Here is a 26,303-nt window from a genome sequence, read left to right on the forward strand (position 1 = left end):
GCGGTGCTCAGCTTCGACGACTACGCGGACATCTCGGACCGCCTCCGCTCGATCCTCTCCGGCACCAAGCACCAGCCCCACGTCCCCCGCGACCGCCGCAAGCTCCTCCCACTGGCCCCCGCCGACCGCGCCAACAGCCCCGGCGTAGTCATCCCCGGCCACGGCGACCACATCCCACAGCAACTCAAGGGCAGGACGACCCCAGGCGCACCCACCCCACCCGGCCACCCAGACACACCACCCAACGGCGCTTCCGCCACCCAACCGACCGGGACCGCGGCAGGGGGCGCCAACGGCGCAGCGGTCGGGACCCCGGCAGCTGGCGGCCTCGCGACAGGCCCTGCGAGTGTGCTCAGCGGCCCGTCGGCCGCGGCGAGGCGTGACGGTGCATCGGCCGACGCGGGCTCTGGGAGCGGCCTCGAGCTGAAGATCGAAGCGCCTGACCTGACCTCGGCCCCGGCGAGCGGTCCGCGGGTCATGCGGCGTCGGCTGGACGGCGGCCCGATGGCGCCGTTGAAGCTGGCATCCGGGTGCGACCGGCGGTGTGCGTTCTGCGCGATCCCGATGTTCCGTGGTGCGTTCGTCTCGCGCCGCCCGACCGAGGTACTGGGCGAGGCGCACTGGCTCGCGGAGAACGGCGTACGCGAACTCTTCCTCGTCTCCGAGAACTCCACCTCGTACGGCAAGGACCTCGGCGACCTGCGCCTGCTCGAAACGCTCGTCGGCGAGATCGCCGAGGTGCCAGGCATCACCCGGGTCCGGGTCTCGTACCTGCAGCCCGCGGAGATGCGCCCGACCCTGATCACCGCGATGGCGTCGACCCCTGGCGTGGTCCCGTACTTCGACCTCTCGTTCCAGCACGCCTCCGGCCCGCTGCTCCGCCGCATGCGCCGCTTCGGCGACGCCGAGCGCTTCCTGGAACTCATCGCCCAGGTCCGCGCGGCCGCACCGTCGGCGGGCATTCGCAGCAATGTGATCGTCGGCTTCCCGGGGGAGACCGAGGAAGACGTCGACATCCTGTGTGACTTCCTTTCCCGCGCCGGTCTCGACGCGATCGGTGTGTTCGGCTACTCGGACGAGGACGGCACCGAGGCCGAGACGTACGACGGCAAGCTCGACGAGGACACCATCGCCGCCCGCCTGGACCGGGTCACCCGCCTCGCCGAAGACCTCACCTCCGCCCGTGCCGAATCCCGCATCGGCGAACTCCTCGAGGTCCTCGTCGAGTCCATCGACGCTGCGGGTGCCGATGGCGTCGAGGGTGCGACCGCCGAGGGGCGGGCTGCCCATCAGGGGCCGGAGGTGGATGGGTCGACCTCCGTAACTGGGCTTCCGGACGGAGTACGAGTGGGTGATCTGGTGTCGGCGAAGGTGGTCGGGAGCGATGGAGTGGACCTGATCGCCGAGTTCGCGGCACTCGAGATCACCCGGGACGGCCGTCCGGCAGCTAACCTGACCGCGTGACCAACCCGCCGACGAACCCGGTGCCGCACGCAGCCGGTCCGCTCAGCGCGCCCAGCGCGTGGAACGTGGCCAACGCGCTCACGGTCTTGCGGCTGATCCTGGTCCCGCTGTTCGTCTGGCTGCTGCTGCGGGACGGTGGCACCGACGACGGCAACCGGCTGCTCGCCACCGCCGCGTTCGTGGTCGCGATCGTCACCGACCGGTTCGACGGCGACATCGCGCGCCGCTGGAACATGGTCACGAACTTCGGCAAGATCGCTGACCCGATCGCAGACAAGGCGCTCACCGGAGCGGCGTTCATCGGCTTGTCCATCCTCGGCGAACTGCCGTGGTGGGTCACCGTGGTGGTGATGGTCCGTGAGTGGGGCGTGACTCTGCTGCGGTTCTGGGTGATCCGCCACGGCGTGATGCCGGCCAGCCGCGGCGGCAAGCTGAAGACCGTCCTGCAGGCGATCGCACTGGGTCTCTACCTCCTTCCGTGGCAGTCGGTGGCGATCATCCACTGGGCCGCCGTCGCATTCATGGGCGCCGCCGTGATCGTGACCATCGTCACCGGTATCGACTACGTCGGCCGAGCCCTCCGCCTCCGCGCCGCCGCCAAACGTCCCCTCCCATGACTTCAGGCCCAGCGGCCGCCTCCAAGTCCTCGGCCGAAAGTGATGAGCTGGTTGGTGGTGGGCGTGAACTTGAGGTGGTGCTGGAGCGGTTGGTTGGGTTACTCAAGCGTCGGGGGGAGACGCTCGCTACGGCGGAGTCGCTCACCGGTGGGATGGTCGGCGCGGCGTTGACCGACGTACCGGGGGTCTCCGCCGTCTACCGCGGTGGTGTGGTCGTGTACGCGACTGACCTGAAGGCAAAGCTTGCAGGCGTGCCTGACGACCTCCTGGCCGCTGTGGGGCCGGTTCACCCGGACACAGCTGCAGCACTGGCCACCGGCGTACGGGAGCGCCTGGACGCCACTTACGGGCTCGCCACGACCGGTGTGGCCGGCCCGGACCCGCAGGCTGGGGTGTCGGCCGGAACTGTGTACGTCGCAGCCGCTGGACCAGACGGGGTCGAAGTGCGCAAGCTAGAACTGAGCGGGGATCGGACAGCCATCCGCAGGGGGAGTGTGCAAGCCGTTCTGGAACTTGCCACGGCTCTGGTGGCGGAAGAACTCGACTGACCGGGGTGTTGAGACCAGCATGGCGACAGGTAGGGCAGACTGGCACGGCGCACCGAAGGTGGACATTGCGAGGAGTAGTGACCCAGCAACGGGTACCGTTGGTTCCTACGGTCGAGCTACCGTGCGAGTAGAGACGACCGGACAGGCGGAAGGGAGAAACCTCATGGTGCTGGTTCGTGGCCTGCTGGGCGACGTCCTGCGGCGTAAGCGGCTGCGCCAGGGGCGCACCCTCCGCGAGGTCTCCGCTGATGCGCGAGTGAGTCTGGGCTACCTGTCCGAGGTCGAGCGCGGCCAGAAGGAGGCCTCGAGCGAGCTGCTCGCGGCGATCTGCATGGCGCTGGACGTCCCGTTGTCGACGATCTTCGCCGAGGTCAGCGAGGACCTGGCCCGTGAAGAGGCGCTGGTCCTGACGCACCCGACCATCGAGCCTGAGGTCGCCTCCGCCGCCTGATCGAGCCGTCTGACGGTCAGCCACGCGAGAGCAGGCTGAGCTACCGGCCGGGCTGTCGTCGCTGAGCGGGCCAACCGAGTTATGAGGACCGGCGTCCAGAACCAGGCGAGCGGACAAGTCGGCCGAATCGGTCAGTAGGGCCGCAGCCGGGCGCGTCATCGGTCATCCTCTTTGCGTGACGTGGCTGCCACGGCTGCCTGGATCAGTCCGTTCCGGCTCGGCCAGATCAGCTGCAACGCCGGGATCGGAGGCTCCCCGGGCTGCCTGAACATGCTGTTCGCCGTGAACAGGTGCGTTGCCGAGTCGGGGAAGCGGAGCAACTCCGCCCGTTCCGGTGGCGGGAAGTACGCCGTGAGGTCGTCGCCCTCGTCGAACACCTCACCGCTCTGCACCGCCCACGCCAGCGGTTTGACACCGAGGTACACCCAGTCCGGGTCGGGGTCGAAGGCGATGATCTCCGGGTGGTCGTACAGGCTGAGGCCGAGCGTGTACCCGAAGGCGGGATTGCGTACGCCTTCGCCCGCCACGAACTGCATGGTCCAGCCGTAGGTCAGGATGTTCCGCTCCAGGCGCTGCGAGTACTGCTCGTCGGTCAGCCCGCCGCACAGGTCACACATGAACCTCTCCTCTCGCTCGAACAGATGTTCGATACGTCAGAGAAGATATCCGCGTTCCACCCCGTCACTGCGCTTGTCCACAGCCCAGTTCCAGGCGCACCCGCCGTCGGTCCAACCCAGGCTGCTCAGGTCAAGGCGGGCCAGTTCCGAGGCTGTGGGTCTCCGGGTCAGCTCTCGGGCTGGCAGGATGGGCACCAGTACGTGACGCGGTCCCGCGGTGGTTCGCCGATGGTCGCGGTGCGGATCGTCGTGCCGCAGCGACGGCACGCCTTGCCACCCCGTTCGAACACCCACGAACGCTGCCCCGGCCGGTCGACACCGGTGCTCACTTGCGTGCCGTTCCGTAGGTTGGCTTTCATCAGCCGCCGGCTCAGATCGACAGCCGCGGCCACGTCGACTGACGAGACCGCTCGCCACGGATGGAGACCGAGCAGGAAACAGATCTCGGTGCGGTAGAAGTTCCCGATCCCGGCGAGGTTCCGCTGGTCCAGGAGCGCCTCACTGATCGTCCGCTCCGGCTCGGCCTCGACGTTGGCGATCGCCTGCTCACGGTCGAACGACGGCGACAGCAGGTCCGGCCCGAGATGCCCGACGACGCTCTCCTCGGCGTCGGTCGCGACCAGTTCGAGCACCGGCAGCCGGTAGCCAACCGCTATCCAGGACGCCGTCTCCAGCACCGCGCGGACTTGGTGGTCTGGTCCACCTCGCCAACGCTCACCCGGTCGGTACAGATGCCAACTGCCGTCCATCCGGAAATGACTGTGCACGGTCAGTCCGCCGGACACCCGCATGAGCAGATGCTTGCCACGCGCAATGACCTCCAGGACCGTCCGGCCGCTGAGGTCCGTCGTTGCCAACGCGGGCACGCGAAAGTCGGTCCGGAGCAGCTCTTGCCCGCCAAGTGCCTGATCAAGCCGCTTGCACGCCCGCCAAACGGTGTCCCCTTCAGGCATGACTCAGGCCCGCAATCGCAATCCCCGCGGCGTCGCGTGGAACCCCGCCTTCGCCAGCGCATCGCCGAACGCCGTGTGCCGGACCTGCTCGCCGTCGGCCGTCTCGACACTCAGCTTGCCGAGCTGACCGTCCCTGATCGCGAGGGCGAGCGCATCGACAGCCGGCTGCAGCAGGTCGGGGTCCTCGGTGAAGCTGAGCACGGTCCGCCCACCTCGCTCGACGTACACGATCAACTGCCCGTCCACCAGCATCACCAGCGCTCCAGCCTTCCGCCCGGGCCGATGCCCGCCCGCACTCTCACGCTCTGGCCACGGCAGCGCAGCGCCGTACGGATTCGCCGGATCAGAAGCCGCGAGTACGACGGCCCGCGCCGCCGGCTCCTCATCACGCCGCCCGCGCCCCGCACCACCGATCCGACCAGGCCCAGCACCAGGTCGAGCGCCACCCGCCCCAGATCCAGCGCCTTTGCCCAGCCCAGATCCAGCCCCACCGCCCGGCCCAGGCCCAGCACCAGTCGAGGAGCCACCGACCGAGCCAGGCAACTCCGCCATCGCCCGCAACCGATCAACCGCTCCAGGCAACGCGAACTGCGCCGCCCCAAGCCCGGCCACGAAGTACCCGCGCCGACACCGTCCCGACTCCTCGAACGCGCTCAGCACCTTGTACACAGCCGCGAACCCACCCGGCGTCCGCTCAGTGATCACCGACCCTCGCGTGACGATCCCATACCGATCAAGCAGTGTCTCCGCCGCCGCATGAGCCCGCCGAGTCGCATCCGGATTACGGGCTGGAAGCAACGACCATCGCCCACCGGCCGTCGGCGGTCCGCTCCGAGCCGGCATCGCCGGCCGCCCCGGACGCATCGAACGACCCGGTCGTGCGCGTGGCGTCGTACGGCGGGTCCGATGACTGCCGCGGCCACCGCCGACGAGCGACCGGACCGGCGCGAGTGTGTCGTTCGTCAGATGACCGGCCCAGACGAGATCCCACAGCACACTGACAAGCGTCTCGTCGTCCACCACACCAGCGGCCGCTCCGACGACGTCGCTGAGTTGGCGGAAGAAGAACGCACCGCCACCCGACAATGCGTCGAGCACGGCCTGATGCGTCTCGCCGAGCTCGAACGCCGGATCCGGATCGGGCAACGTCAGATCGCAGTTGTCCGCGAGATGCAACGACACCCAACCGTCCGTCCCGGGCAACGAGCCCGAACCCGCCCACACGATCTCGCCGGTGGAGGTCAACTCATCCAGCATCGACGGCTGATACCCGGGCACCCGCGACGGCAGCACGATCGACTCGAGCGCCGACGCCGGCACCGCACATCCGGCCAACTGCTCGACAGCACCGAGCAGTACGTCGTACCCACGCCCGCGGCTGCTCGTGATGCCTTGCCAAGCAGGAAGGAAGCGCGCGAGCGCAGATGGGTCGACAGGCTCGACCTCCTTGCGCAGCGCGGCCAGCGACCTGCGCCGCAGCAACCGGAGAACCTCGCTGTCGCACCACTCCATCGCGATACCGCCGGGCAGGAACTCGCCCTCGACGACCCGCCCCGCCGCACTCAACCGCCGCAGCGCATCAGTGACCACCGCCACACCGGTGCCAAGGTGCGTCGCGAGATCGACCGCACGGAACGGCCCGTGCGTCCGCGCGTAGCGGGACACCAAGTCGCCAAGCGGATCCGCGACCGGCTCCGCGTGCGCCTCCGCGATCCCTGGTGGAAGCGGTACGCCGAGTGCGTCGCGAAGCCGAGCCACGTCCTCGACCACGGCCCACCGGTGTTCGCCGGCGATCCGCACGCGCACGACCCGACGCGCTGCCGCCAGCTCGGTCAGCCAGGACTCGGCATCGGCATCGTCCACACAGCGCTGTGATGCTTCGGACAAGGACAGCGGACCGACCATCCGCAGTACGTCGAACAGCCCTTCGGCATTGCGAGCGCGGCGATCCTCGGCGAGCCGTTGCAGCTCCGCCTCGGTCCGCAGGACGACCTCGGCGTCGAGGAGCTCGCGCAACTCCGTCCGCCCGAGGAGCTCGGCGAGCAGGCTCTGGTCCAGCGCGAGGGCAGCAGCGCGCTTCTCCGCGAGTGGCGTGTCGCCCTCGTACATGAACGCGCCCACGTAGCCGAACAGCAGCGACTTCGCGAACGGCGACGCCTCCGATGTCTCGACCTCGACCACCGAGATCCGTCGCTCGCTGATCCCAGTCAGCAGATCCTTCAGCGCGGGCAGGTCATAGACGTCCTGCAGCACCTCACGCAAAGTCTCGAGCACGATCGGGAACGAGCCGTACTTGCTCGCCACACTCAGCAGCTGTGCCGACCGTTGTCGCTGCTGCCACAAAGGCGAGCGCCGACCCGGATTCCGCCGCGGCAGCAGCAGCGCTCGCGCCGCGCACTCGCGGAACCGCGCGGCGAACAGAGCCGAGCCACCGACCTCCGCGGTGATCAGGTCCTCGATCTCGGCCGGATCGAACAGCACCAGGTCGGCACCCGGTGGCGGCTCGTCCGTCTCCGGCAACCGCAGCACGATCCCGTCGTCACCCGAGACAGACTGCGCATCCATCCCGTACCGCTCGCGCAACCGCGCCGCGATCGCCAGTGCCCACGGCCCGTGCACCTGGCCGCCGTACGGCGAATGCACGCAGACGCGCCAGTCGCCGAGCTCGTCGCGGAACCGCTCGACCAGAACGGTCACGTCATCCGGCACCCGGCTCGTCGCATCGCGTTGCTCGGCCAGATATGAGACCAGGTTGTTCGCCGCATACTCGTCCAGCCCCGCGGCACGCGCTCGCTCAACCGCTTTGCTCGTCGGTAGCGACGCCATCTTCCGCACGAACGCGCCGGTCGCCGCACCCAGCTCAGCCGGTCGGCCCACCGCATCGCCCTTCCAGAACGGCAAGCGACCTGGTTGACCTGGCGCGGGGGAGACCAGCACACGGTCGTGGGTGATGTCCTCGATCCGCCAGCTGGAAGCGCCGAGGGTGAACACGTCGCCCACCCGCGACTCGTACACCATCTCCTCGTCGAGCTCGCCGACACGATGGTTCGTCGACTCGCCGACCAGGAAGACTCCGAACAACCCGCGATCGGGGATCGTGCCGCCGCTCGTCACCGCCAGCCGCTGCGCACCAGGCCGGCCGGAGATCTCCCCACTCACCCGGTCGAAAACGATCCGCGGTCGCAGCTCGGCGAACTCGTCCGACGGGTAGCGACCCGACAGCATGTCGAGGACCCCGTCGTACGCCGATCGTGGCAACGTCGCGAACGGTGCACAGCGTCGTACCAGCGTGAAGAGTTCATCGACATCGACCGTGTCCAGTGCGACGATCGACACGATCTGCTGGGCCAGCACGTCGAGCGGGTTGGCCGGGATGTGGAGGCTCTCGATCAGTCCGTCGCGCATCCGCTGCACAACGACCGCCGTGTCGATCAGATCGCCGCGGAACTTCGGGAACAACACACCCCGCGACACCGCACCGACCTGGTGACCAGCGCGGCCGACCCGCTGCAGACCGCTCGCGACCGACGGCGGCGCTTCCACCTGGACGACCAGGTCGACCGCACCCATGTCGATACCGAGCTCGAGGCTGCTCGTCGCCACTACGCACGGCAGCCGGCCGGACTTCAGATCCGCCTCGATCAGTAGCCGTTGCTCCTTGCTGACCGAACCGTGGTGCGCTCGCGCGATCAACGGAGGTGCAGCCAGCGATGCGCCGGATTGAGCCATCACCTGAGCGGGCGAGCCCGCGTCGGCCAGCTCCAGCTCGGCCCGCTCGGCGGCTATCTCGTTCAGCCGGGCCGTCAGCCGCTCGGCCAGTCGCCGCGAGTTGGCGAAGACGATCGTCGACTTGTGCTGCGCGATGAGGTCGAAGACGTGCTCCTCGACATGCGGCCAGATCGACGCGTGCTGCGGTGGGCCGGCAGCCGATCCGGACGTTTCCACCTCCGTACTTGCCAGCTCGGCCATGTCCTCGACCGGCACGACGACGCTCAGATCCCACTGTTTGGTGAACTTCGGCTGCACCACTGTCACCGGCCGCTCGCCACCGAGGAAGCGTGCGACCTCCTCGACCGGCCGAACCGTCGCCGACAGCCCGATCCGCTGCGCCGGCTTCGGCAACAAGGTGTCCAGCCGCTCGAGCGTCAGCGCCAGGTGCGCACCGCGCTTCGTGCCGGCGACGGCGTGGACCTCGTCGACGATCACCGTCTCCACGCCTCGCAGCGACTCGCGTCCCTGCGAGGTCAGCAACAGGAACAGCGACTCGGGCGTGGTGATCAGTACGTCGGACGGCCGGGTGGCGAACCGTCGTCGCTCACCGGCCGGCGTGTCACCCGACCTGACCGCGACCTCGACGTCGACCGGCGCTTCGCCGAGCCGTCGCGCGGTCTCGCGGATCCCGATCAGCGGAGCGCGCAGGTTGCGCTCGACATCGACCGCGAGTGCCTTCAGCGGTGACACGTACAGCACCCGGCAGCGCAGTTTCGGATCGTCCGGCGGTGGCACCGTGGCCAGCCGGTCGAGTGCCCAGAGGAAGGCCGCCAGCGTCTTGCCCGAACCGGTCGGGGCGACCACCAGCGCATCCCGGCCCGCGGTGATGGCGTCCCACGCCTCGAGCTGGGCCGGGGTGGCCGCCTCGAAGACGTCGCCGAACCACGCCCGGGTCGCGGGCGAGAACCGGCTCAACGCGCTGGTCTTCTTCACGTCGCCCATCTTGCCCGGTTGCTCCGACAGTTTCGGATTTCGCCTCCTGACCAGGCGCTTTCCGTCCGGTGGCGGCGTTGTCCCCATCGTCTGGAATGATCGGCCGCATGATGAACCGCGTACGCGCTGCGCTCGTCGTCGGGGCGTGTCTGGTCGCGCTGACCGGGTGCGTGAAACTCGATGCCGACCTGAAGGTCAACTCGAACGAGACCGTCTCAGGCAACATGCAGATCGGGGTCGACAAGCAGCTGCTGGAGTCCAGCGGCCAGTCGCTCGACAGGGTCCGGGAGCGGATCGAGGACGGGATCAAGGAGACCACCACCGACGGGGTCACCTGCAAGGCGTTCGAGGACGATCGGTACGTCGGTTCCAACTGCACGTTCGAGAGCGTGCCGTTCGACAAGATGGGCAGCTCGAGCGGCGACGGCGTCGGCTTCCAGAAGGACGGCGACAAGGTCAAGGTCACAGTGAAGGTGCCGGACCTCGGCGGCAACCTGCCGTCCGGCAGCCAGCCCACGGTGAACTTCAAGATCACCATGCCGGGCAAGATCCTCGAGCACGACGACGGTGCCAAGGTCGACGGGCGGACGGCGACGTACGACAGCCTCGACAAGCTCGGCAACGTGTCGCTGACCTCTGAGGCGGGCAGCAGCTTCCCGTCGTGGGCGATCATCCTCATCGTCGTGCTGCTGTTGCTGGTGGCTGCTGCGGCCGTGTTCTTCGTACTGCGTAGTCGCAAGGCCAAGGCCCAGCAGGGCTACGGGCCATACGGTCAGTACCCGGGTCAACCCCAGCAGGGCCAGTGGGGCCCGCAGTACGGCGGCCAGCAGGGTCAGTACCCAGGGCAGCAGGGATACGCGCAGTCCGGTCCGGGTCAGTACGGCGGTCAGCCTGGCCAGTACGGCGGTCAACCTGGACAACCCGGCCAGTACGGCGGCCAGCCCGGGCAGTACGGCGGTCAGCCGGGTCAGGGCCAGCCTGGTCCGGGCGGTCAGCCGGGGCAGGCGCCGTACCCGGGACAGCCTGGCCAGCCGCAGTACCCTGGACAGCCTCAGCCGGGCCAGTGGGGTCCGCCGGGCCAGCCGCCTCAGCAGGGTCAGCCTCCGCAGGGCCAGCCAGGGCAGGGTCAGCCGGGGCAGGGCCAGGGCGGCTGGGGACAGCAGCCCGGCCAGCCGCAAGAGGGCTACGGTCAACCAGGGCAACAGCAGCAGGGCGGTTGGGGTCCGCAGCAAGGCCGTCCGCCGGCACCGCCTCAGCAAGGCCAGCCGGGGCAGGGTCAGCCCGAGCAGGGTCAGCCGGGACAGGGCGGCGGGCAGGGCGGTTGGGGACAGCCACCGAAGGATGACGACGGGCAGGCATGAGACTGACGGAGTTCTGGGCGCGGATGGATGAACATCTCGGTCCCGCCTACGCACGGACCTGGGCCGAGACCCAGGTCGTCCGGGAGCTCGGCGGCCGCACGGTCGTCGAGGCCCTGGCCGACGGCGAGCACGCCAAGACCGTCTGGCGCGCCGTCTGGGCGCACCTGCAACTCCCACCCAGCGAGCGCTGACCTCGCCAGGTAGGGGAGTGTCGTCCTACCTGGCCAGCTCCGGCTCCTGCTCCGGCAGTTCCTCGATCGGTTCCGGATCACGCTTCTTGGCCAGCTTGCTCGGCCACCACAGGTGCCGGCCGATGTCGAGGTTCAGCGCTGTCACCAGCACCGAGCGGACCACGATGGTGTCGAGCAGGACCCCGAGTGCCACCGCGATGCCGATCTCGGCGAACGCGACCACCGGCAGCGTCGCCAGCACCGCGAACGTCCCGGCCAGCACCAGCCCGGCCGACGTGATCACGCCGCCGGTCGCGGCGACGCCGATCAACGCGCCGCGCCGGGTGCCGTGGGTCTTCGCTTCCTCGTGCACCCGGGTCATCAGGAAGATGTTGTAGTCGATGCCCAAGGCAACCAAGAAGACGAAGACGAACAGCGGCAGCGACACATCCGTGCCGCCGAACCCGAGCACCTGGTCGAACAACAAGGCGCTGATGCCCAGCGCGGCGCCGAACGACAGCACGACCGTCGCCACCAGCAGCACCGGCGCGAGCAACGCACGGAGCAACAGCGCGAGGATCAGGAACACCACCGCCAGGACGATGGGGATGATGATCTTGTTGTCCCGATCGGCGGCTCGCTGCGTGTCCAGCAGGATCGCGGCTCCGCCGCCGGCCAGCGCGTCGGCATCCGGCACCGCATGCACCGCGGCCCGGACCCGGTCGACGGTGTCCTTCGCGGCCTGGGTGTCCACCGCGTCCGTCATCGTCCCCTCGAGGTAGGCGAGTCCTCCGGCCACCTGCGGTTCGGCGACGGAGGCGATACCTTGCGTCGAAGCCATCGCCGTACGCACCTCTGCTGCCTTGTCCGCGTTGCTCACCACAACCAGCGGGTTGCCCGCGCCGGCGGGGAAGTGGGCGGCCAGGACCTTCTCACCGACCACTGAGTCCGGCGTACCGACGAAGGACTCCTCGTTGCTGAGACCGTTCGGGTCGAGCCGCAGGATGCCGAGTGAAGCGATTGCCAGCACCACGGTGGTGGTGACCCAGGTCAGGCGCGGTCGTACGGCGATCCGTCGGCCGATGCGACCCCACACGCTCGTCTCGGTGTGGTCCTCGGAGCCGTACGTCGGCCGCAGCGGCCAGAACACCCAGCGTCCGAAGATGACCAGCAGAGCAGGCAGCAAGGTCAGCATGGCGGCCAGGGCGACGACGATGCCGACCGCTGCGACCGGACCGAGGCCACGGGTCGAGTTCATCGAGGCGAACAGCAGGCAGAGCATGCCTGCCACCACAGTCGAACCGGAGGCGATGATGGCCGGGCCGGAGCGGTGCAGCGCGAACGCCATGGCCTCGTGCCGGTCCTCGTGTCTCCTCAGCTCTTCGCGATAGCGGGCCACCAGGAGCAGGGCATAGTCCGTCCCAGCACCGAACACAAGGACTGTGAGAATACCTGCGCTCTGGGCATTGACGGTCAGGTCCGCCTCGGTTGCCAGGTAGTAGATGACTGCTTGCGCGGCGAACAGAGCCACTCCGGCAGACATCAGTGGCAGCAACCAGAGCACGGGACTGCGGTACGTCAGCAACAGGATGACGATCACCACGGCTGCAGCGGAGTACAACAGCTTGCCGTCGATGCCGGCAAAGGCCTCCTGCGAGTCAGCTGCGAAGCCACCGGGTCCGGTCACGTGGAACGACATACCGTCCGGGCGGTCGGCTGCCACCCGCCTGATGTCTTCTGCTCGCTCACCGATCGTCTCCCAGCCGCCGGAGCCGGCGTTGATCGGTACGAGTACTTGCAGCGCCTTGCCGTCCTCCGACGGGATCGGCCCGATCACCTCGCGGTCGACATCCTCCAGTTGCGCGAACTGCGCCACGTGGCGAGCGACCGCTTGCTGGTCAGCAGGGGTGATGCCGGCCGGACGTTCGTAGACGAGGACCGCCGGGATCTCGTCCGGCGACGAGAACTGCTGGGTCGCCTTCAGCACCTCGGTGGACTCGGCCTTCCCGGGCAGCCAGGACACCGCATCGTTCTCCTGAGCACCGGTCAGCTTCCCCGCCGGACTGAAGGACACCGCCACCGCGACGATCCACAGTGCCAGCACGATCCACTTGGACACCTTGCCGCATGGCAATGCCGCCAGCCGTCCTGCTCCGCCCACCAGAACCACGCCCCCTTGAGGGGTCGCCCGCCCGTACGTCGGACTGCTCACGACGCACCCCCGATCCAGCCTGCGGGCTGAACCCGGACAGGGTCAACGACCACGCAGTAGTACTGCACTCACCCTGCGTCCCCTTGCCCGATTGGTCAGGGAGTCCAGTCGGTGCGAGCGGCCCACTCTTCCGCGGGCAGGTAGATGAGGTCGCAGACCGGGTCTTTCAGGTCGGCGTAGTCCCCGACGGACTCGATCGGCAGCGCTGCTGCCCGGCGCTTGAACTCGCCGTACGCGGCCGCAGTCTCCGGGTGGCTGCGCAGGTAGTCCCGGAACAGCAGGGCATAGCGCTGGTTGGCCCGTCCGGCGACGCGGACGTGCAGGTTCACCCGTCGCCTGTACATCGGCTCGACGAGCAGGCGCTTGACCCATTGCACATCGTCGGTGGGCAGACCGGGCACCGGGTGGTCCCGTCTGGGCGGCCGGACCTCCCAGTCCGCCGCGGCCATCCGCTCCACCACGTCGTCCAGCTCAGGCTCCGACGCGACCGTCACCTGTATGTCCAGGACGTCCTTGGCCGCCAGCCCCGGGACGGACGTCGACCCGATGTGGTCGATCCGCTGCGCCACCTCTCCGAGCAGGTTGCTCACCGCGTGTGCGATCTTGTCGTACTGCGCCGGCCAACTCTCGTCCGCCCTCACGATGACGATCCCAGTCATGCCGAGATCATCCCAGCACCGGGCCTCTGCCCGCAGCCTCTAGATGGGCTTCACCCGGAAGGCGCTGCTCGCGAGGAGGTCTGCGGCCGCGTACGCCGCTTTGCGAATGCCCTTACGTTCGTCGAAGTAGCCCCCGACCACTCCGACGGCGGGGAGCCGGCCGATGAACCTGGCGCCGATACTGCCGCGCGGGCGATCCTCGAACACGTCGCCGAGTCCGCCGAGCAGCCTGCTGATCCGCCAGACCAACCGGATGCCCCTGCGCAGTCCTGCCTCGTTCGACTCGTCTCCGAGCCCTAGTTGCTTGGCGACGTCCTCGCCGGCCGAGGTCGGGTCGTCGTACTTGAGTACTTCGTCCGGTGTGATCGGGCGGCCGGTGAGTACGCGTGCGATGACCGCCGTACGGTCGGCATGCGCCTCGACGCCGTACTCGCGGCAGACCGCACCGATCACCATGGCCTGCACCGAGGCGCCGAGGGTGTCCTTGAGCGGCAGGTAGTCGGCGGCCGCGCCGCTGATGCGGGGGAGGCCCGCGACCACGGCGGCGAACCCGCCGAGCCGCTCCACCCACCAGTCGCAGCGCTTCGCCAGTGGCAGCGCCGGCCACTCGGTGTGTCCCGGCACCTTCATCTTCAGCAGCCGGTCGATCGCCAGGATCAGACCCTTCTCGGCCAGGTTCGGTTGCTCCTGGGCGGAGTAGTCGGTGAGGATGCTGCGAATGCCGAACGGGTCCTGGCTGCGGAGCGCGTCGAGCACGGAGTCGATGCCGAACTCGACCCGGCTGAGCGCGAGGATGACGGCGGAGTCGGGGATGTCTGGACGGTCTGTCACGCCGTCAGGGTAGGGACTCGGCGGTTCAGGATCGTTGCGGAGGCAACTTCGGCGTGTCAGTTGCGATTCGAACACCTGTTCGGGATAGTTTGGTTTCCTGAAGGTGCGCCGGACGGCCGAGTTTGTCCACAGCTTCGAAGTGGCGACGAAAACTGTCCGACCTAACCCGTACCTTCTCTGGCGACAAGGAAATCCTTCGGGCGGCTGTGACAGCGGCCCCGATACGTAGATGGGTCAGGTGGCAGTCACATGGCTGGTGCAGCGAGTGCGGAACGCGCGGTGGCGGATCGGGAGAAGGCGCTGGCGACCGCGCTGACGCAGATCGAGCGGCAGTGTGGCAAGGGTGCGGTGATGCGGCTGGGCGAGCAGGGCAGGGCCCCGATCGAGGTCATCCCGACCGGGTCGATCGCGCTCGACGTCGCGCTCGGGATCGGCGGTCTGCCGCGTGGCCGGGTGGTGGAGATCTACGGACCGGAGTCCTCGGGTAAGACGACGGTCGCCCTGCACGCGGTGGCGAACGCCCAGCGGGCCGGCGGGATCGCGGCCTTCATCGACGCCGAGCACGCGCTCGACCCGGACTACGCGCGGAAGCTGGGTGTCGACACCGACGCGCTGCTGGTCTCGCAGCCGGACTCCGGTGAGCAGGCCCTGGAGATCGCCGACATGCTGGTCCGCTCCGGCGCGATCGACATCGTCGTGATCGACTCGGTGGCCGCGCTGGTGCCGCGGGCCGAGATCGAGGGCGAGATGGGTGACAGCCACGTCGGTCTGCAGGCCCGGCTGATGAGCCAGGCGCTGCGGAAGATGACCGGTGCGGTCAACGGCACCGGGACGACGGCGATCTTCATCAACCAGCTGCGCGAGAAGATCGGCGTCATGTTCGGCTCGCCGGAGACCACGACCGGTGGCCGGGCGCTGAAGTTCTACGCCTCGGTCCGGCTGGACGTGCGCCGGATCGAGTCGCTCAAGGACGGCACCGACTTCGTCGGCAACCGGACCCGGGTCAAGGTCGTGAAGAACAAGGTGGCCCCGCCGTTCAAGCAGGCCGAGTTCGACATCATCTACGGCCAGGGCATCAGCCGCGAGGGCAGCCTGCTGGACCTCGGTGTGGAGCAGGGCTTCGTCCGCAAGGCCGGTGCCTGGTTCACCTACGAGAGCGACCAGCTCGGCCAGGGCCGGGAGAACGCGCGGAACTTCCTGCGCGACAACCCCGATCTGGCCAACGAGCTGGAGAAGAAGATCAAGGAGAAGATGGGCATCGGAGCGGCGGTGGACCAGCCGGCCGACGAGGCCGCCACGGCCGAGGTCGATGTCGACTTCTGATCGACCCACTTCGGACGGCAGCGCTCCTCGGCCTTTATCTGCCGGGGACGCTGCCCCCGAGGCTCTATCCCTACCTCATGCCGACCGTCTGGCACTGGCCCGAGCCCTCATAGCCGAGGGGTCCCGCGGCTCTCCGGAGTCTGGGGCCAACTCGCGTCGGCGACCAAGCACCCGGCCTACACGCGCCGCTGCCGATCCACAGGCGGACGCGGGTGACGCCGTACCCGAGGATCTGTCGAGCTCCAGGCCACCCCGCCGTGCCGGCGGCAGGACCGGCCGCATTGACGACCCCTGGGCAGAAGGCGTCGCTGCCGACGAGCCCTCGGAGTCGAGCCCGGCGGGCGTTCGCGTCGGCAGGATTCGGCAGACCCCAGGGACTCCGGATCCATGGGCAGAGGACGACTCGCCCGAGCAGGGGCAGGCTCGCCGCCGTACTGGTGCAGGTCGGAAGAAGCCGGCGATCAGGGATCCGTGGGGCGACGCTGACGATGCCGCGTCCGTCGACTCGTCGGAGTCGGGCAGCGCGGGCCGCCGTACCGGTGGACGCAGGCAGCGGCCGGCGACCGCGGATCCCTGGGGAGAAGCCGAAGACGTTGCGCCCGATGGTCCGTCGGAATCTGGGAGCGGTGCCGGTGGAAGCCGGCGTACTGCGGGGTCCGACGATGCGTTGGCCGCTGCGAAAGCCTTCGCGGCCGAGGACGCGCCGACCCCGAGCCGGGCCCGGGGTTCTCATTCGGTCAGTAAGCCCGTCACTCGGGCAGATCTCGACGGCGTGCTGAATGACAGCTCACAACACCAGCAGCAGGCTCCCGCTATACCTGAGCGACGCCGTGGCGCGGACACGACCAGCCAGGCAGTTGGTCCGCCCGCCGACACTGCCGCTGGTGCGCGACGCCCGCGCAACGATGCTTCGGGTGAAGATGCCGCCATTGGAGCCGAGGACAGTGCAGATTCCGCCAGGGATGGCGGATCTGCCGGTTGGAGTGCGGCTGCGGCTGTGCCCGAGACCCGGGCTGAGGGTGTGCCCGAGAGCGGGACTGGGGCTCTGCCCGAGACTCGTGGTGGGGCTGAGGCCGGGCCTTCTGGTGGGGTTGAAGCCGACGCTCGTGGTGAGGTTGACGCCGGGGCTCGTGGTGGGGCTGTAGCTGGGGGTCGTGGTGGGGGCGGGGGTCGTAGTCAGCGTGCGGTGGTGCGGCGGCGGGAGTTTGGCGGTGGGGGGTCTCGGCGGGGGAGGAAGCGTTCGGGCGACGGGCCGGAGGGGGCGGCGGATCCTGCGTTGGATGGGGAGGCGGATCCGCATTCGGTGGCTCGGACGATCCTGCTGGACAAGTTGACGGGGCAGCCCCGGACGCGTGCTGAGTTGGCTGGTCTGCTGGCTGAGCGGGAGATTCCGGATGAGGTCGCTGACGAGGTGCTCGATCGGTTCACCGAGGTCGGCTTGATCGATGATGCCGCGTTCGCCACCGCGTGGGTCGAGTCTCGCCATCGTGGGCGCGGTCTCGGCAAGCGAGCGCTGGCCCAAGAACTCCGGCGCCGAGGCGTGGACGATCAGTTGGCCCGCGACGCGCTGGATGAGCTGGAGCCGGAGCAGGAAGAGGAGACGGCCCGCGCTCTGGTACGCCGCAAGCTTCGGTCCATGCGCTCGCTGGATCGCGAGGTGGCGATGCGCCGGCTCCTCGGCATGCTCGCCCGCAAGGGTTACCCCGGCGGAGTCGCCATGACCGTCGTCAAACAAGAACTCTCCGCCAGCCACGAAGAACTCCCCCTCCTCGACCCCTCCGGCCTCGAACCCGACTGACCCCTCGGTACGTGGTTGCCTTGCCCAACCAATGCCCAGCCAGATGAGTCCGACTCCTACCTCCGGACGACGTGGTGGATGAGTCGGTGCGGACCTGACACCCCGGGGAAGGCAGCCGGCGGAGCCGATCGACTTGGCCGACGGCAGATGGTTCGTGGGGTCGCGCTTGGTTCCTGGAGGTACGGCGCGGGCTACGACCGGGACTCCTTACGGGATGCCTGCTCAAACTCCGCCAGATCTCACGTGACAGCGGTCGGCGGTACACCGCTGGTCTCGCGCGGCTGGGGCTGAGGCTCCGGTACGGCTGTGGGCTCGCGTGGCTGGGCTGGGTTCGGGTGTGGCGGTTGGCGTGGTGGGCTCGCGTGGGTGCGGGTGGAGTTCCGATGCGGCGTTGACGTGGTGACTCGCTCATGCGTCGGTGTCTCGCTCGGGGTGCAGACCGTCGGCGTGCGCAGCGGGGCTGCCTTCTTGCTCGACCGGGCTGTGGGGGCGCAGTAGCGTGGCGGGCATGGCGACGTACGACGATGTGGAGCGGCTGGTTGGGGGGTTGCCGGAGACTGTGGAGACGGCGCGGCATGGGAACCGGACTTGGGCGGTTGGGGGTAAGGCGTACGCGTGGGAACGGCCGTTCAGCAAGGCGGATTTGAGGCGATTCGGGGATGAAACTCCGCCGGAGGGTCCGATTCTGGCGATCCGGGTGGAGGATCTCGCGGAGAAGGAAGCGGTGCTGGCAGCACGGGCGGGAGATGGGTTCTTTACGATCCCGCATTTCGACAACTATGCGGCCGTACTGATCGAGCTCGACAAGGTCTCGGAGCCTGTGCTGAGGGAAGCGCTTGTTGATGGCTGGCTCGTCTTTGCGCCGCCACAGTTGGCGAAGGCGCATCTCGACGGCGAGCAAGCGCCAGGGCGTCCGGGCTGATCGATCGAGCGGGACTCGTACGTCGGCGCCGAGTTCAGCCGTGATGACGTCAGGTGGTGGCGTTGAGGAGGCGGTGGGCGAAGGTTCGGCAGTCGGTGGTGAAGGGTTCGCCTTCGGTGATGCGGAAATCTGCCTTCAGGAACGCGAGGTTGAGGATCAGCCACTGCCAGGAGTCGAGGGCGAGGGTGACGTTGGTTCGGTGGTCGTCGACGGCTTGGATCTCGGCGTCCTGGTAGCGGAGTGCGTCCATGACGGCTGCCGCGGGTGCGTCGACCACGAGGCTGACCGTTTGCTTGTGGCGGTTGAGGCCTTGGCGCAGGTAGTCGGAGGCTGACTCGGCGGGGAGTGGACGTGGCTCGTAGCGGGAGCCGCTGCGGAGTAGGTCGGTCATGCGGTCGAGGCGGAATACGCGCCAGTCCTCGCGCTCGAGGTCCCAGGCGAGCAGGTACCACCGGAGCAGGTGGTGGACCTGCCGATAGGGCTCTACCCGCCGGAGGGCTCGTTCGCGGCGAGCGTTCTGGTAGCTGAAGGAGATCGTTTCCTGGGCGGCGATTGCCTCGGCGATCAGACCGAGTTGTTCGGCGGTCACGCTCGGGGCCGGTTGAGGGCTGGTCTCCAGGCTGGAGCGAACCGACACCGCCCGCCCCCGAAGCCGAGCCGGCAGAAACTGATCCACCTTGCCGTAGGCACGCGTCGCGGCGTCGCCGATGCCGCCTTCGCCCGACGCCCCGACCGCGGCAGGTCCGGCTTCGGCGGGTCCGCCCGCGGCGGATTCGACTGCAGTTGGTCCGACTGCGGCGAGGGATGCCAGGGCTAGGAGGGTTGCGACGGCCTCGTCGTCGTCCAGGACTAGGGGCGGCATGGTGCGGCCGGCGGCGAGGCGGTAGTAGCCGCCGGGGCCGGGTTGCGTCTCGACCGGGTAGCCGTAACCACGCAGCCGGTCGACGTCCCGGCGCAGGGTCCGTGGACTGACGCCGAGCCGTCGGGTCAACTCGTCGCCGCTGAACGACCGACCTGACTGCAAGGTCGACAGCAGCGCCAGCATGCGTGCGGTGACATCGGCCATGACCCGATCATCGCAGTAAATCCGGCCAGAATCCGGCCACATCTGCTCATAGCGTCGTACGCATGACCCACCGACTGACACAGCGAACCATCACCCTGCGCCGAGCCCGGACGAACAACCTGGCCGACCTGGACCTCGACATCCCGCGGAACCAACTGGTCGTGTTCGTCGGCAGATCCGGTTCGGGCAAGTCGTCGCTGGTGTTCGACACGATCGCCGCGGAGGCGGGCTATCAACTCAACGAGACCTTCCCGCCGTTCGCCCGGAACCGGCTGCCGAAGTGGACGCGCCCGGAGGTCGAACACATCGGCGGCCTGACGCCCGTGATCGTCATCGACCAGCGCCGGATCGGCGGCAACGCCCGCTCGACCGTCGGCACGATCACCGACGCCTGGACCTACTTGCGGTTGCTGTTCTCCCGCCTCAGCGAGCCGTACGTCGGGGAGGCGAACCACTTCTCCTTCAACGATCCCGTCGGCATGTGCCCGACCTGCTCCGGGCTTGGGGAGGTGGTCGTGAGCGCGGTCGAACAGTTCCTGGACCTGGATAAATCGCTCGGCGACGGTGCGATCCTGCTGCCGGGATTCGGCAACGGCGGCTATTGGCATGCCCAGTACGCCGATATCGGCACCTTCGACGTCGACACCCCATTGCGGGAGTGGACCGAGCCTGAGCGTCAGGCCTTGCTGTACGGCGGCCAAGCGGCAGCCGACCTGGGCCGGAAGCTCCCGAAGGAGTACGAGGGGGTCGTCGAACGCTTCGAGCGCATCTACCTGCACACCTCGGACAACCTGTCCGAACGGAAGCAGGAGGCCATTCGCAAGTTCACCCGCTCCGAGACCTGTTCGGACTGCGCCGGCGATCGTCTCAACCAGGCGGCGCGGACGGTGACCGTACTCGGTCACACGATCGGTGAACTGTCGCGACTCGAGATCACCGAACTAGTCGACGTCGTACGCACGGTCGACGCGGCGGGCGTCGTACCGGTGGTGGCTGCGTTGATCGCGCGGCTGGAGGCGATGGTCACGATCGGGCTCGGGTACCTGACGTTGTCTCGGGCAACGACCACCTTGTCCGGTGGTGAGTCGCAACGGATCAAGACGGTGAAGCATCTCGGGTCGAGTCTCACCGAGATGACGTACGTCGTGGACGAGCCGACCGTCGGGCTGCATCCGACCGATGTCGAGTCGATGATCGAACTGCTGGAACGGCTTCGCGACAGCGGCAACAGCGTGCTGGTCGTTGAGCATGACCCTGCCGTGATGGCCCACGCGGACCAGATCGTCGAAGTGGGTCCTGAGGCGGGGAATGCCGGTGGACGGCTGGTGTTCCAAGGGACGTTCGCGGAGCTTCGCGACGCCGGTACGTCGACCGGACGGGCGTTGGCTCGGCAGCGGCCCTTCAAGGCTTCGGTACGTCGTGGCAACGGGAAGCTGACTGTGGTGGATGCCAGCCGCAACAACCTGCAGAACGTCACCGTGAGCTTTCCGACGGGTGTGATGAGTGTGCTGACCGGTGTGGCCGGTTCTGGTAAGTCCAGCCTGGCGGAGGAGTTGGTGGCGCAGCACTCCGCGGTGGTGATCGACCAGAAGCCGGTGAGTACCAACCGCCGGTCGACGCCGATCACGTACACCGGCATCGCTCCGGCGGTTCGCAAGGTGTTTGCGCGGCACAACGACGTACCCGCTGCTCTGTTCAGTGCCAACTCGGCGGGGGCCTGCCCTGACTGCAAGGGGTTGGGAGTCATCTACACCGACCTCGCGTTCATGGACGGGCAGGAAGTTGTCTGCGAAACGTGTCACGGGCGTCGCTTCACCCCGGAGATCCTCGCGCACAAGGTGAACGGCCTCTCCATTGCCGACGTCGACGAACTCACCATCGACGAAGCCACCAACCGACTGCCCGACGCGGGCATCTCGCGGGCTCTGCATCAGTTGGCGGCGGTTGGGCTGGGGTATCTGCGGCTGGGGCAGTCGCTGAACACGCTGTCGGGTGGTGAGTGCCAGCGGGTGAAGATCGCCAAGGAGCTTCGGCCGATGGATGAGCCGACCACGTACGTGCTGGACGAGCCGACGACCGGATTGCACCTGAGTGACATCGACATGCTGCTGCACGTGCTCGACCGCCTCGTCGACCACGGCCACACCGTCGTCGTGGTCGAACACAACCTCGACGTCATCCGCCAAGCCGACTGGCTGATCGACCTCGGCCCAGGCCCCGGCCGCCATGGCGGCACCATCCTGTACGAGGGCCGCCCCGCCGACTACACGCATCCAGCGACCCCCACCAACACAGCCCTGACCGCCACCCGCTGAGCCGCAGTTGAAGGGGTGGGATCGGGCGGGGTGGGGGAATCGGTGGGAGCGCGGGCGGCGAGGGGCGTTGACGGGTGGGGGTTGACGGTGTGTCATCCGAAGAGGGCCGGTGTTTGGACTGGTCCGTAGGCTGGGACTTTCGGTCGATCCGCCCCTGACACCGCGGAGGGTGCAATGAGCGATTTCCAGGAACAGGCGAAGAACTGGCTCCGGAACGTCGTCAAGCAGAACCCGGACAAGATCAAGGCCGGCGTGGAGAAAGCCGGCGACCTGATCGACAAGCAGACGGGTGGCAAGTACGCGGAGAAGGTCGACGCCGTACAGCAGAAGGTCGGCGGGTACGTCGATTCACAGTCCGCCGAGACCTCGCCCGCCCAGCCTCCGACCGAGTCCACCACCGAGGCGAGTGCCGGGGGAGAGGCGACCGCGGAGCAGCAGGGTGGTGACGGAGAGGCGCGGGCCGAGGAACCACAGGCGTCCGGCGCTGACGCCGGCAGCGCGAGCGCAGAGGGTGAGCCCGGCGCCGCCGACGATCGAGCTGAGGGACAAACCGGGAGTGAAGCCGGCGGTGTCGCTGAGCCCGGTGGTGGCGGCGATCCTGAAGCTGGCGGCGGGGGAGTCGTGGGCGGAGACCTGCCTGACCCGTCGACCGAGCCGGCGAGCTCGGCCGGCTCACGCCCCGAGGGCACCCAGACCGGCAGCACCGTCACCGGCCAGACCAACGGCACCGACAGCGGCCAGACCGACAGCACCGAGTCCGACGAAGGCCTCCCCGGCCCACGCGGGTAGCCAGACCTGCAGCACAACCGAGGTACCCCGCACACGCGCGGGCCAGCGTTCCGGAGTAGACCAGCGAGAGTGCTGGTTTGTTGTGCGACGGGGTCGCAGGATGACGGAGGTCGTTGGTTTCGGTGCCTTCGGTGATGGTGGGGCGGGGTGGGAGTGTCCGTCTTGACCGGGTGGTGGGGCACGCCTAGCCTCGGAATCAGTAAGGGATCACTCCACCTGACGGTGGCGGGTATAGCACCGGCAGGTCGGTTGATCACCGGCCGACCGGCCGGAGAGAAGACACGACACCACGCTCGACCGAGCTGAAGGACTGACGACGGCGACTCGCAGCGCCGTCGAATAGACGGCACCGCGGTTCGACGGTGGCGGCCATGAACACCGTGTCTGGGTGAGGAGCACCCAGGGGCCGCCCGGTCGCCGAAGCGGTACCGCAACGGTACGGACAAGCGCACCGCCGTACGCCGGTGGTGCGGTCAGCCGTACCGTCAGTCGACCGTACATGTGGCGAATCCCTTCGACCGACCACAAAGTCCCGCCTGGTGCGTGACTCGAAAGAGGGGAGACGCCGATGACTGCGACGTCAGTCGGGCTGTCTCTGATCGGACTGCTGATCGCCGGGTTGCTGGCCTGGATCGGGTTCACCCTCTCCCGCCGAAAAGCCGCCGAGGGTTCGGCGGCCGCCGAGCTCGAGGCCGCCGCCATCACCGCCGGCGCGAAGTCGGCGGCGGAGTCGGTACGTCGCCAGGCCGAGGAGGAAGCCGCCGTCCTGCGGGTCCGGGCCGAGGCCGCCGAGCAGCGGGCCGAGGAGATCCGCCGCGCCGCGGAGGACCGGGCCATCGAGGTGCGGCGCGAGGCCGAGCAGCGGGCATCCGACGTACGGCGGGAAGCGGAGTCCGAGGCGCAGTCGATCCGGGACGATCTGCGCGAGCAGCGCCTGGAGATGGAACGCCGTGAGCACCGCCTGACCGAGCGTGAGGAGCGGCTCGACGAGCAGCACCGCACGATCGAGGAACGCCAGACCGAGCTGACCGCGCACCTGGCCGAGCTGGACCGCCGCAAGGCCGAGATCCGCGACCTCGAGGACGAGCGTCGCCGGATCCTGGAGGGCGTCGCGAACCTGACCACCGAGCAGGCCAGGAGCGAGCTGGTCGCGGCGATCGAGACGGAGGCGAAGCGGCACGCGCACACGATCGTCCGCGACATCGAGCGGCAGGCGCTGGACGAGGGTGAGACGAAGGCCCGCAAGATCATCACCGGTGCGGTCCAGCGGCTGGCGTCGGAGCAGACCAGCGAGTCCGTCGTGTCGGTGGTGCACCTGCCGAGTGACGACATGAAGGGCCGGATCATCGGCCGCGAGGGCCGCAACATCCGGTCGTTCGAGCAGACCACCGGGGTCAACCTGATCATCGACGACACTCCGGAAGCGGTGCTGCTGTCCTGCTTCGATCCGGTACGGCGGGAAACCGCGCGGTTGACCCTGGATTCGCTGGTACTCGACGGCCGGATCCACCCGAGCCGGATCGAGGAGATCTACGAACGCAGCAAGGGTGAGGTCGCCGAGTTGTGTGAGCGCGCTGCCGAGGACGCGATGGCCGAGGTCGGGATCACCGACCTGCACCCGGAGTTGGCCCGGACGATGGGGCTGCTGCGGTACCGGACGTCGTACGGGCAGAACGTGCTGAAGCACCTGATCGAATCGGCGCACATCGCGGGGATGATGGCGGCCGAGCTCGGGCTGGATCCGAAGCTGTGCAAGCGCGGTGCGTTCCTGCACGACATCGGCAAGGCGCTGACGCACGAGTCCGAGGGCAGTCACGCGATCGTCGGCGCGGAGCTGGCCCGGAAGTGGGGCGAGAACGACGACGTCGTGCACTGCATCGAGGCGCACCACAACGAGGTCGAGGTGCGGACGGTCGAGGCGGTGCTGACCCAGGCGGCGGACGCGGTGAGCGGCGGCCGGCCGGGTGCGCGGCGGGAGTCGCTGGAGGCGTACGTGCAGCGGCTCGAGCGCCTGGAGGAGATCGCGATGCACCACGACGGGGTGGAGAAGGTGTTCGCGATGCAGGCCGGGCGCGAGATCCGGGTGATGGTGCTGCCGGACGCCGTCGACGACATCGGCGCACAAGTGATGGCACGCGATATCGCCAAGCAGGTCGAGGAGGAGCTCACCTACCCCGGCCAGATCCGCGTCACCGTCGTCCGCGAGTCCCGCGCCACCGAGGTAGCCAAGTAGACCGAGGTACGCCGGCCGGGACCAGGCACTTGGCTCAGTCGGCGTACTTCGCCCGCCACTCCGGCGGATCGAACGGCGCGCCGTAGATCCGGGTCTCGCGCGCGATCCGCCCGTCGCGGAACTCCACGATGTTCGCGACGTAGTAGATGTCGCCGCTGTAGTCCGAGCGGCCCAGGACGACGAAGTGGTCGCCCGCGCCGGTGATGCGCAGGATCTGGATCGACGGCGGATTCGGGTACTCCTGTTGCATCGCCCACATCCGGTCCCGCCCGACGAGGCGCTCACCGGACTGTGGCATCTCCAGGACGTAGTCCTCCGCGCGCATTTCGTGTTCCGCCTCGGCCGACAGCGCCAACTGGCCCTCCATCGGCCACAACCGCTCCAGCAACTCCCGATTCCGGTCCATGACGCCACCGTCCGCCGGACTCTTCAGCCAGCCTTAAAGCCGGTGCGGTCACCGCGCGAGCGTCGTACGGTCGGACGATGGACATCAGGCCAGCCACCCAAGCCGACCTCGACAGGCTGATCGCCCTGGCCGAGCCCGCCGCCCGGCATCACCTCCGCGAGCGCTGGGAGACCCAGCAACGAGGTGACGGCCTGTTCCTGCTCGCTCACCGCGACGGCGAGATCGTCGGCCACACGATGCTGTTCAAGCACTCGAAGTACGCCGAGGTCCGCGCCGCGCACGAGGTCGCCGAGATCAACGCACTGCACGCCTACGTTCCGAAGCAGGGCGTCGGTACGGCGATCATCAACGCAGCCGAAACGATCGCGGCGGACTGGTCGCGGCCGGCGATCGGCCTGGCCGTCGGTCCCGACAACCACGTCGCCCGCAGGCTGTACGAGCGTCTCGGCTACCAGCCGTGGGACGGCGCCCAGGTGATCGACACCTGGACCGAACAAGATGCCGACGGCAACATCGTCCACTCGCACGAGGACCGCTGCGACTACCTGCTCAAGCCGTTGAGCTAGTCCTTGCGTTCGCGCAGGTGCGTCGGCGTCACGTCGATCGGCTTGGTGGCCACCTGCTCCGGCGGGTCGGTGTTGTACTGCTTCTCGACCGCCGGGTCGATGACGGTGAAATCGTCCCGCTTGTGCGGGTTGGCGAGCCGGTAGGAGACCCAGATGCCGGCGACGCCGGCGAGCATGATGATGATGCCCAGCGCGGTCAGGTTCAGCCAGTCGGACGTGTCCCGGACGGCGAAAGCGATGATGGCACCGATGGCGATCAGCGCGATCCCGGCACCGATCCTCATGATTGCTCCTTCCT

The 26,303-nt window shown here is 68.5% G+C and carries 22 protein-coding genes; 13 read left to right on the plus strand and 9 right to left on the minus strand.

Annotation, left to right across the window (positions count from 1 at the left end; all coding sequences use genetic code 11):
• Positions 1-3 precede the first annotated feature (3 nt).
• The 4 genes from ACGFIF_RS04400 to ACGFIF_RS04415 all read left to right on the plus strand — a co-directional run bounded on the left by ACGFIF_RS04400 (position 4) and on the right by ACGFIF_RS04415 (position 3,080).
• Complete coding sequence (locus ACGFIF_RS04400; RefSeq protein WP_393153633.1) at positions 4-1,464, plus strand: radical SAM protein; 1,461 nt, start codon at positions 4-6, stop codon at positions 1,462-1,464.
• Positions 1,461-2,081 (plus strand): CDP-diacylglycerol--glycerol-3-phosphate 3-phosphatidyltransferase, encoded by a 621-nt coding sequence (pgsA, locus tag ACGFIF_RS04405; RefSeq protein WP_393151323.1) that lies wholly within the window; start codon positions 1,461-1,463, stop codon positions 2,079-2,081. Before ACGFIF_RS04400 ends, pgsA begins: the two co-directional genes overlap by 4 nt.
• Positions 2,078-2,629 carry a CinA family protein gene (locus ACGFIF_RS04410; RefSeq protein WP_393151325.1) on the plus strand — a complete coding sequence of 184 codons (552 nt, stop codon included), beginning with the start codon at positions 2,078-2,080 and terminating at the stop codon, positions 2,627-2,629. The genes pgsA and ACGFIF_RS04410 overlap by 4 nt, the downstream gene beginning before the upstream one ends.
• 163 nt (positions 2,630-2,792) lie before the next feature.
• Positions 2,793-3,080: a helix-turn-helix domain-containing protein gene (locus tag ACGFIF_RS04415; protein WP_393151327.1), complete on the plus strand. Its 288-nt coding sequence runs from the start codon at positions 2,793-2,795 to the stop codon at positions 3,078-3,080.
• A 155-nt stretch (positions 3,081-3,235) separates the two neighbouring features.
• Here the strand turns inward: ACGFIF_RS04415 and ACGFIF_RS04420 are convergent, their stop codons facing one another.
• From ACGFIF_RS04420 to ACGFIF_RS04430, 3 genes are all read right to left on the minus strand, one after another.
• Entirely contained in the window at positions 3,236-3,697 is a 462-nt protein-coding gene (locus ACGFIF_RS04420; RefSeq protein ID WP_393151329.1) for a DUF4262 domain-containing protein, read from the minus strand.
• 167 nt (positions 3,698-3,864) lie between these two features.
• Complete coding sequence (locus ACGFIF_RS04425; RefSeq protein WP_393151331.1) at positions 3,865-4,650, minus strand: Fpg/Nei family DNA glycosylase; 786 nt, start codon at positions 4,648-4,650, stop codon at positions 3,865-3,867.
• Positions 4,651-4,653: 3 nt separating this feature from the next.
• Entirely contained in the window at positions 4,654-9,363 is a 4,710-nt protein-coding gene (locus ACGFIF_RS04430; RefSeq protein ID WP_393151333.1) for an ATP-dependent helicase, read from the minus strand.
• Between the two features lie 98 nt (positions 9,364-9,461).
• On the opposite strand from ACGFIF_RS04430, the gene ACGFIF_RS04435 reads away from it, so the two are divergent.
• Positions 9,462-10,715, plus strand: a complete 1,254-nt coding sequence (locus ACGFIF_RS04435; protein ID WP_393151335.1) for an LppM family (lipo)protein — start codon at positions 9,462-9,464, stop codon at positions 10,713-10,715.
• A complete protein-coding gene (locus ACGFIF_RS04440) occupies positions 10,712-10,906 on the plus strand; it encodes a DUF3046 domain-containing protein (protein WP_360522364.1) in 195 nt (64 codons plus the stop codon). Before ACGFIF_RS04435 ends, ACGFIF_RS04440 begins: the two co-directional genes overlap by 4 nt.
• A gap of 25 nt (positions 10,907-10,931) precedes the next feature.
• Here the strand turns inward: ACGFIF_RS04440 and ACGFIF_RS04445 are convergent, their stop codons facing one another.
• The 3 genes from ACGFIF_RS04445 to ACGFIF_RS04455 all read right to left on the minus strand — a co-directional run bounded on the left by ACGFIF_RS04445 (position 10,932) and on the right by ACGFIF_RS04455 (position 14,587).
• Entirely contained in the window at positions 10,932-13,097 is a 2,166-nt protein-coding gene (locus ACGFIF_RS04445; RefSeq protein ID WP_393151338.1) for an MMPL family transporter, read from the minus strand.
• Between the two features lie 95 nt (positions 13,098-13,192).
• The gene (locus ACGFIF_RS04450) at positions 13,193-13,756 is read right to left on the minus strand and encodes a GrpB family protein (RefSeq protein ID WP_393151340.1); all 564 of its coding nucleotides are present in this window, start codon (positions 13,754-13,756) and stop codon (positions 13,193-13,195) included.
• A 39-nt stretch (positions 13,757-13,795) separates the two neighbouring features.
• Positions 13,796-14,587, minus strand: coding sequence for a hypothetical protein (locus ACGFIF_RS04455; RefSeq protein WP_393151342.1), 792 nt, complete (start codon positions 14,585-14,587; stop codon positions 13,796-13,798).
• Between the two features lie 249 nt (positions 14,588-14,836).
• Between ACGFIF_RS04455 and recA the strand changes: the two genes are divergently transcribed.
• The 3 genes from recA (at position 14,837) to ACGFIF_RS04470 (ending at position 18,630) form a co-directional block, all read left to right on the plus strand.
• Positions 14,837-15,910, plus strand: a complete 1,074-nt coding sequence (recA, locus tag ACGFIF_RS04460) for a recombinase RecA (protein WP_393151344.1) — start codon at positions 14,837-14,839, stop codon at positions 15,908-15,910.
• A 1,303-nt stretch (positions 15,911-17,213) separates the two neighbouring features.
• A complete protein-coding gene (locus ACGFIF_RS04465) occupies positions 17,214-17,708 on the plus strand; it encodes a regulatory protein RecX (RefSeq protein WP_393151346.1) in 495 nt (164 codons plus the stop codon).
• A gap of 508 nt (positions 17,709-18,216) precedes the next feature.
• A complete protein-coding gene (locus ACGFIF_RS04470; RefSeq protein ID WP_393151349.1) occupies positions 18,217-18,630 on the plus strand; it encodes an MmcQ/YjbR family DNA-binding protein in 414 nt (137 codons plus the stop codon).
• Positions 18,631-18,679: 49 nt separating this feature from the next.
• Here ACGFIF_RS04470 and ACGFIF_RS04475 read toward each other — a convergent pair whose 3' ends face one another.
• A complete protein-coding gene (locus tag ACGFIF_RS04475) occupies positions 18,680-19,696 on the minus strand; it encodes a helix-turn-helix transcriptional regulator (RefSeq protein WP_393151351.1) in 1,017 nt (338 codons plus the stop codon).
• A 62-nt stretch (positions 19,697-19,758) separates the two neighbouring features.
• On the opposite strand from ACGFIF_RS04475, the gene ACGFIF_RS04480 reads away from it, so the two are divergent.
• The 3 genes from ACGFIF_RS04480 (at position 19,759) to rny (ending at position 25,033) form a co-directional block, all read left to right on the plus strand.
• Positions 19,759-22,011 (plus strand): ATP-binding cassette domain-containing protein, encoded by a 2,253-nt coding sequence (locus tag ACGFIF_RS04480; protein WP_393151353.1) that lies wholly within the window; start codon positions 19,759-19,761, stop codon positions 22,009-22,011.
• A gap of 174 nt (positions 22,012-22,185) precedes the next feature.
• Positions 22,186-22,800, plus strand: a complete 615-nt coding sequence (locus ACGFIF_RS04485; RefSeq protein WP_393151355.1) for an Rv0909 family putative TA system antitoxin — start codon at positions 22,186-22,188, stop codon at positions 22,798-22,800.
• Positions 22,801-23,368: 568 nt separating this feature from the next.
• Entirely contained in the window at positions 23,369-25,033 is a 1,665-nt protein-coding gene (gene rny / locus ACGFIF_RS04490) for a ribonuclease Y (RefSeq protein ID WP_393151357.1), read from the plus strand.
• Positions 25,034-25,067: 34 nt separating this feature from the next.
• Here rny and ACGFIF_RS04495 read toward each other — a convergent pair whose 3' ends face one another.
• Positions 25,068-25,439: a nuclear transport factor 2 family protein gene (locus tag ACGFIF_RS04495; protein WP_393151359.1), complete on the minus strand. Its 372-nt coding sequence runs from the start codon at positions 25,437-25,439 to the stop codon at positions 25,068-25,070.
• A 77-nt stretch (positions 25,440-25,516) separates the two neighbouring features.
• Here ACGFIF_RS04495 and ACGFIF_RS04500 point away from each other — a divergent pair, with 77 nt between their 5' ends.
• Positions 25,517-26,005: a GNAT family N-acetyltransferase gene (locus ACGFIF_RS04500; RefSeq protein WP_393151361.1), complete on the plus strand. Its 489-nt coding sequence runs from the start codon at positions 25,517-25,519 to the stop codon at positions 26,003-26,005.
• On the opposite strand, the gene ACGFIF_RS04505 is transcribed toward ACGFIF_RS04500, so the two are convergent.
• Entirely contained in the window at positions 26,002-26,289 is a 288-nt protein-coding gene (locus ACGFIF_RS04505) for a DUF6458 family protein (RefSeq protein WP_393151363.1), read from the minus strand. The two genes, ACGFIF_RS04500 and ACGFIF_RS04505, sit on opposite strands and share 4 nt — an antisense overlap.
• Between the last annotated feature and the right edge of the window lie 14 nt (positions 26,290-26,303).

Origin of the sequence: Kribbella sp. NPDC049174, assembly GCF_043197365.1 — a bacterium.
GTDB lineage: Bacteria > Actinomycetota > Actinomycetes > Propionibacteriales > Kribbellaceae > Kribbella.

Bases quoted from the DNA above. Each gene is read 5' to 3' on its own strand.
- ACGFIF_RS04430 (WP_393151333.1), bottom strand. From the start codon at position 9,363: ATGGGCGACGTGAAGAAGACCAGCGCGTTGAGCCGGTTCTCGCCCGCG.
- ACGFIF_RS04495 (WP_393151359.1), bottom strand. From the start codon at position 25,439: ATGGACCGGAATCGGGAGTTGCTGGAGCGGTTGTGGCCGATGGAGGGC.
- ACGFIF_RS04450 (WP_393151340.1), bottom strand. From the start codon at position 13,756: ATGACTGGGATCGTCATCGTGAGGGCGGACGAGAGTTGGCCGGCGCAG.
- ACGFIF_RS04425 (WP_393151331.1), bottom strand. From the start codon at position 4,650: ATGCCTGAAGGGGACACCGTTTGGCGGGCGTGCAAGCGGCTTGATCAG.
- ACGFIF_RS04500 (WP_393151361.1), top strand. From the start codon at position 25,517: ATGGACATCAGGCCAGCCACCCAAGCCGACCTCGACAGGCTGATCGCC.
- ACGFIF_RS04470 (WP_393151349.1), top strand. From the start codon at position 18,217: ATGGCGACGTACGACGATGTGGAGCGGCTGGTTGGGGGGTTGCCGGAG.
- recA (WP_393151344.1), top strand. From the start codon at position 14,837: ATGGCTGGTGCAGCGAGTGCGGAACGCGCGGTGGCGGATCGGGAGAAG.
- ACGFIF_RS04410 (WP_393151325.1), top strand. From the start codon at position 2,078: ATGACTTCAGGCCCAGCGGCCGCCTCCAAGTCCTCGGCCGAAAGTGAT.
- ACGFIF_RS04440 (WP_360522364.1), top strand. From the start codon at position 10,712: ATGAGACTGACGGAGTTCTGGGCGCGGATGGATGAACATCTCGGTCCC.
- ACGFIF_RS04420 (WP_393151329.1), bottom strand. From the start codon at position 3,697: ATGTGTGACCTGTGCGGCGGGCTGACCGACGAGCAGTACTCGCAGCGC.
- ACGFIF_RS04485 (WP_393151355.1), top strand. From the start codon at position 22,186: ATGAGCGATTTCCAGGAACAGGCGAAGAACTGGCTCCGGAACGTCGTC.
- ACGFIF_RS04415 (WP_393151327.1), top strand. From the start codon at position 2,793: ATGGTGCTGGTTCGTGGCCTGCTGGGCGACGTCCTGCGGCGTAAGCGG.
- ACGFIF_RS04505 (WP_393151363.1), bottom strand. From the start codon at position 26,289: ATGAGGATCGGTGCCGGGATCGCGCTGATCGCCATCGGTGCCATCATC.
- ACGFIF_RS04475 (WP_393151351.1), bottom strand. From the start codon at position 19,696: ATGGCCGATGTCACCGCACGCATGCTGGCGCTGCTGTCGACCTTGCAG.
- ACGFIF_RS04435 (WP_393151335.1), top strand. From the start codon at position 9,462: ATGATGAACCGCGTACGCGCTGCGCTCGTCGTCGGGGCGTGTCTGGTC.
- rny (WP_393151357.1), top strand. From the start codon at position 23,369: ATGACTGCGACGTCAGTCGGGCTGTCTCTGATCGGACTGCTGATCGCC.
- ACGFIF_RS04480 (WP_393151353.1), top strand. From the start codon at position 19,759: ATGACCCACCGACTGACACAGCGAACCATCACCCTGCGCCGAGCCCGG.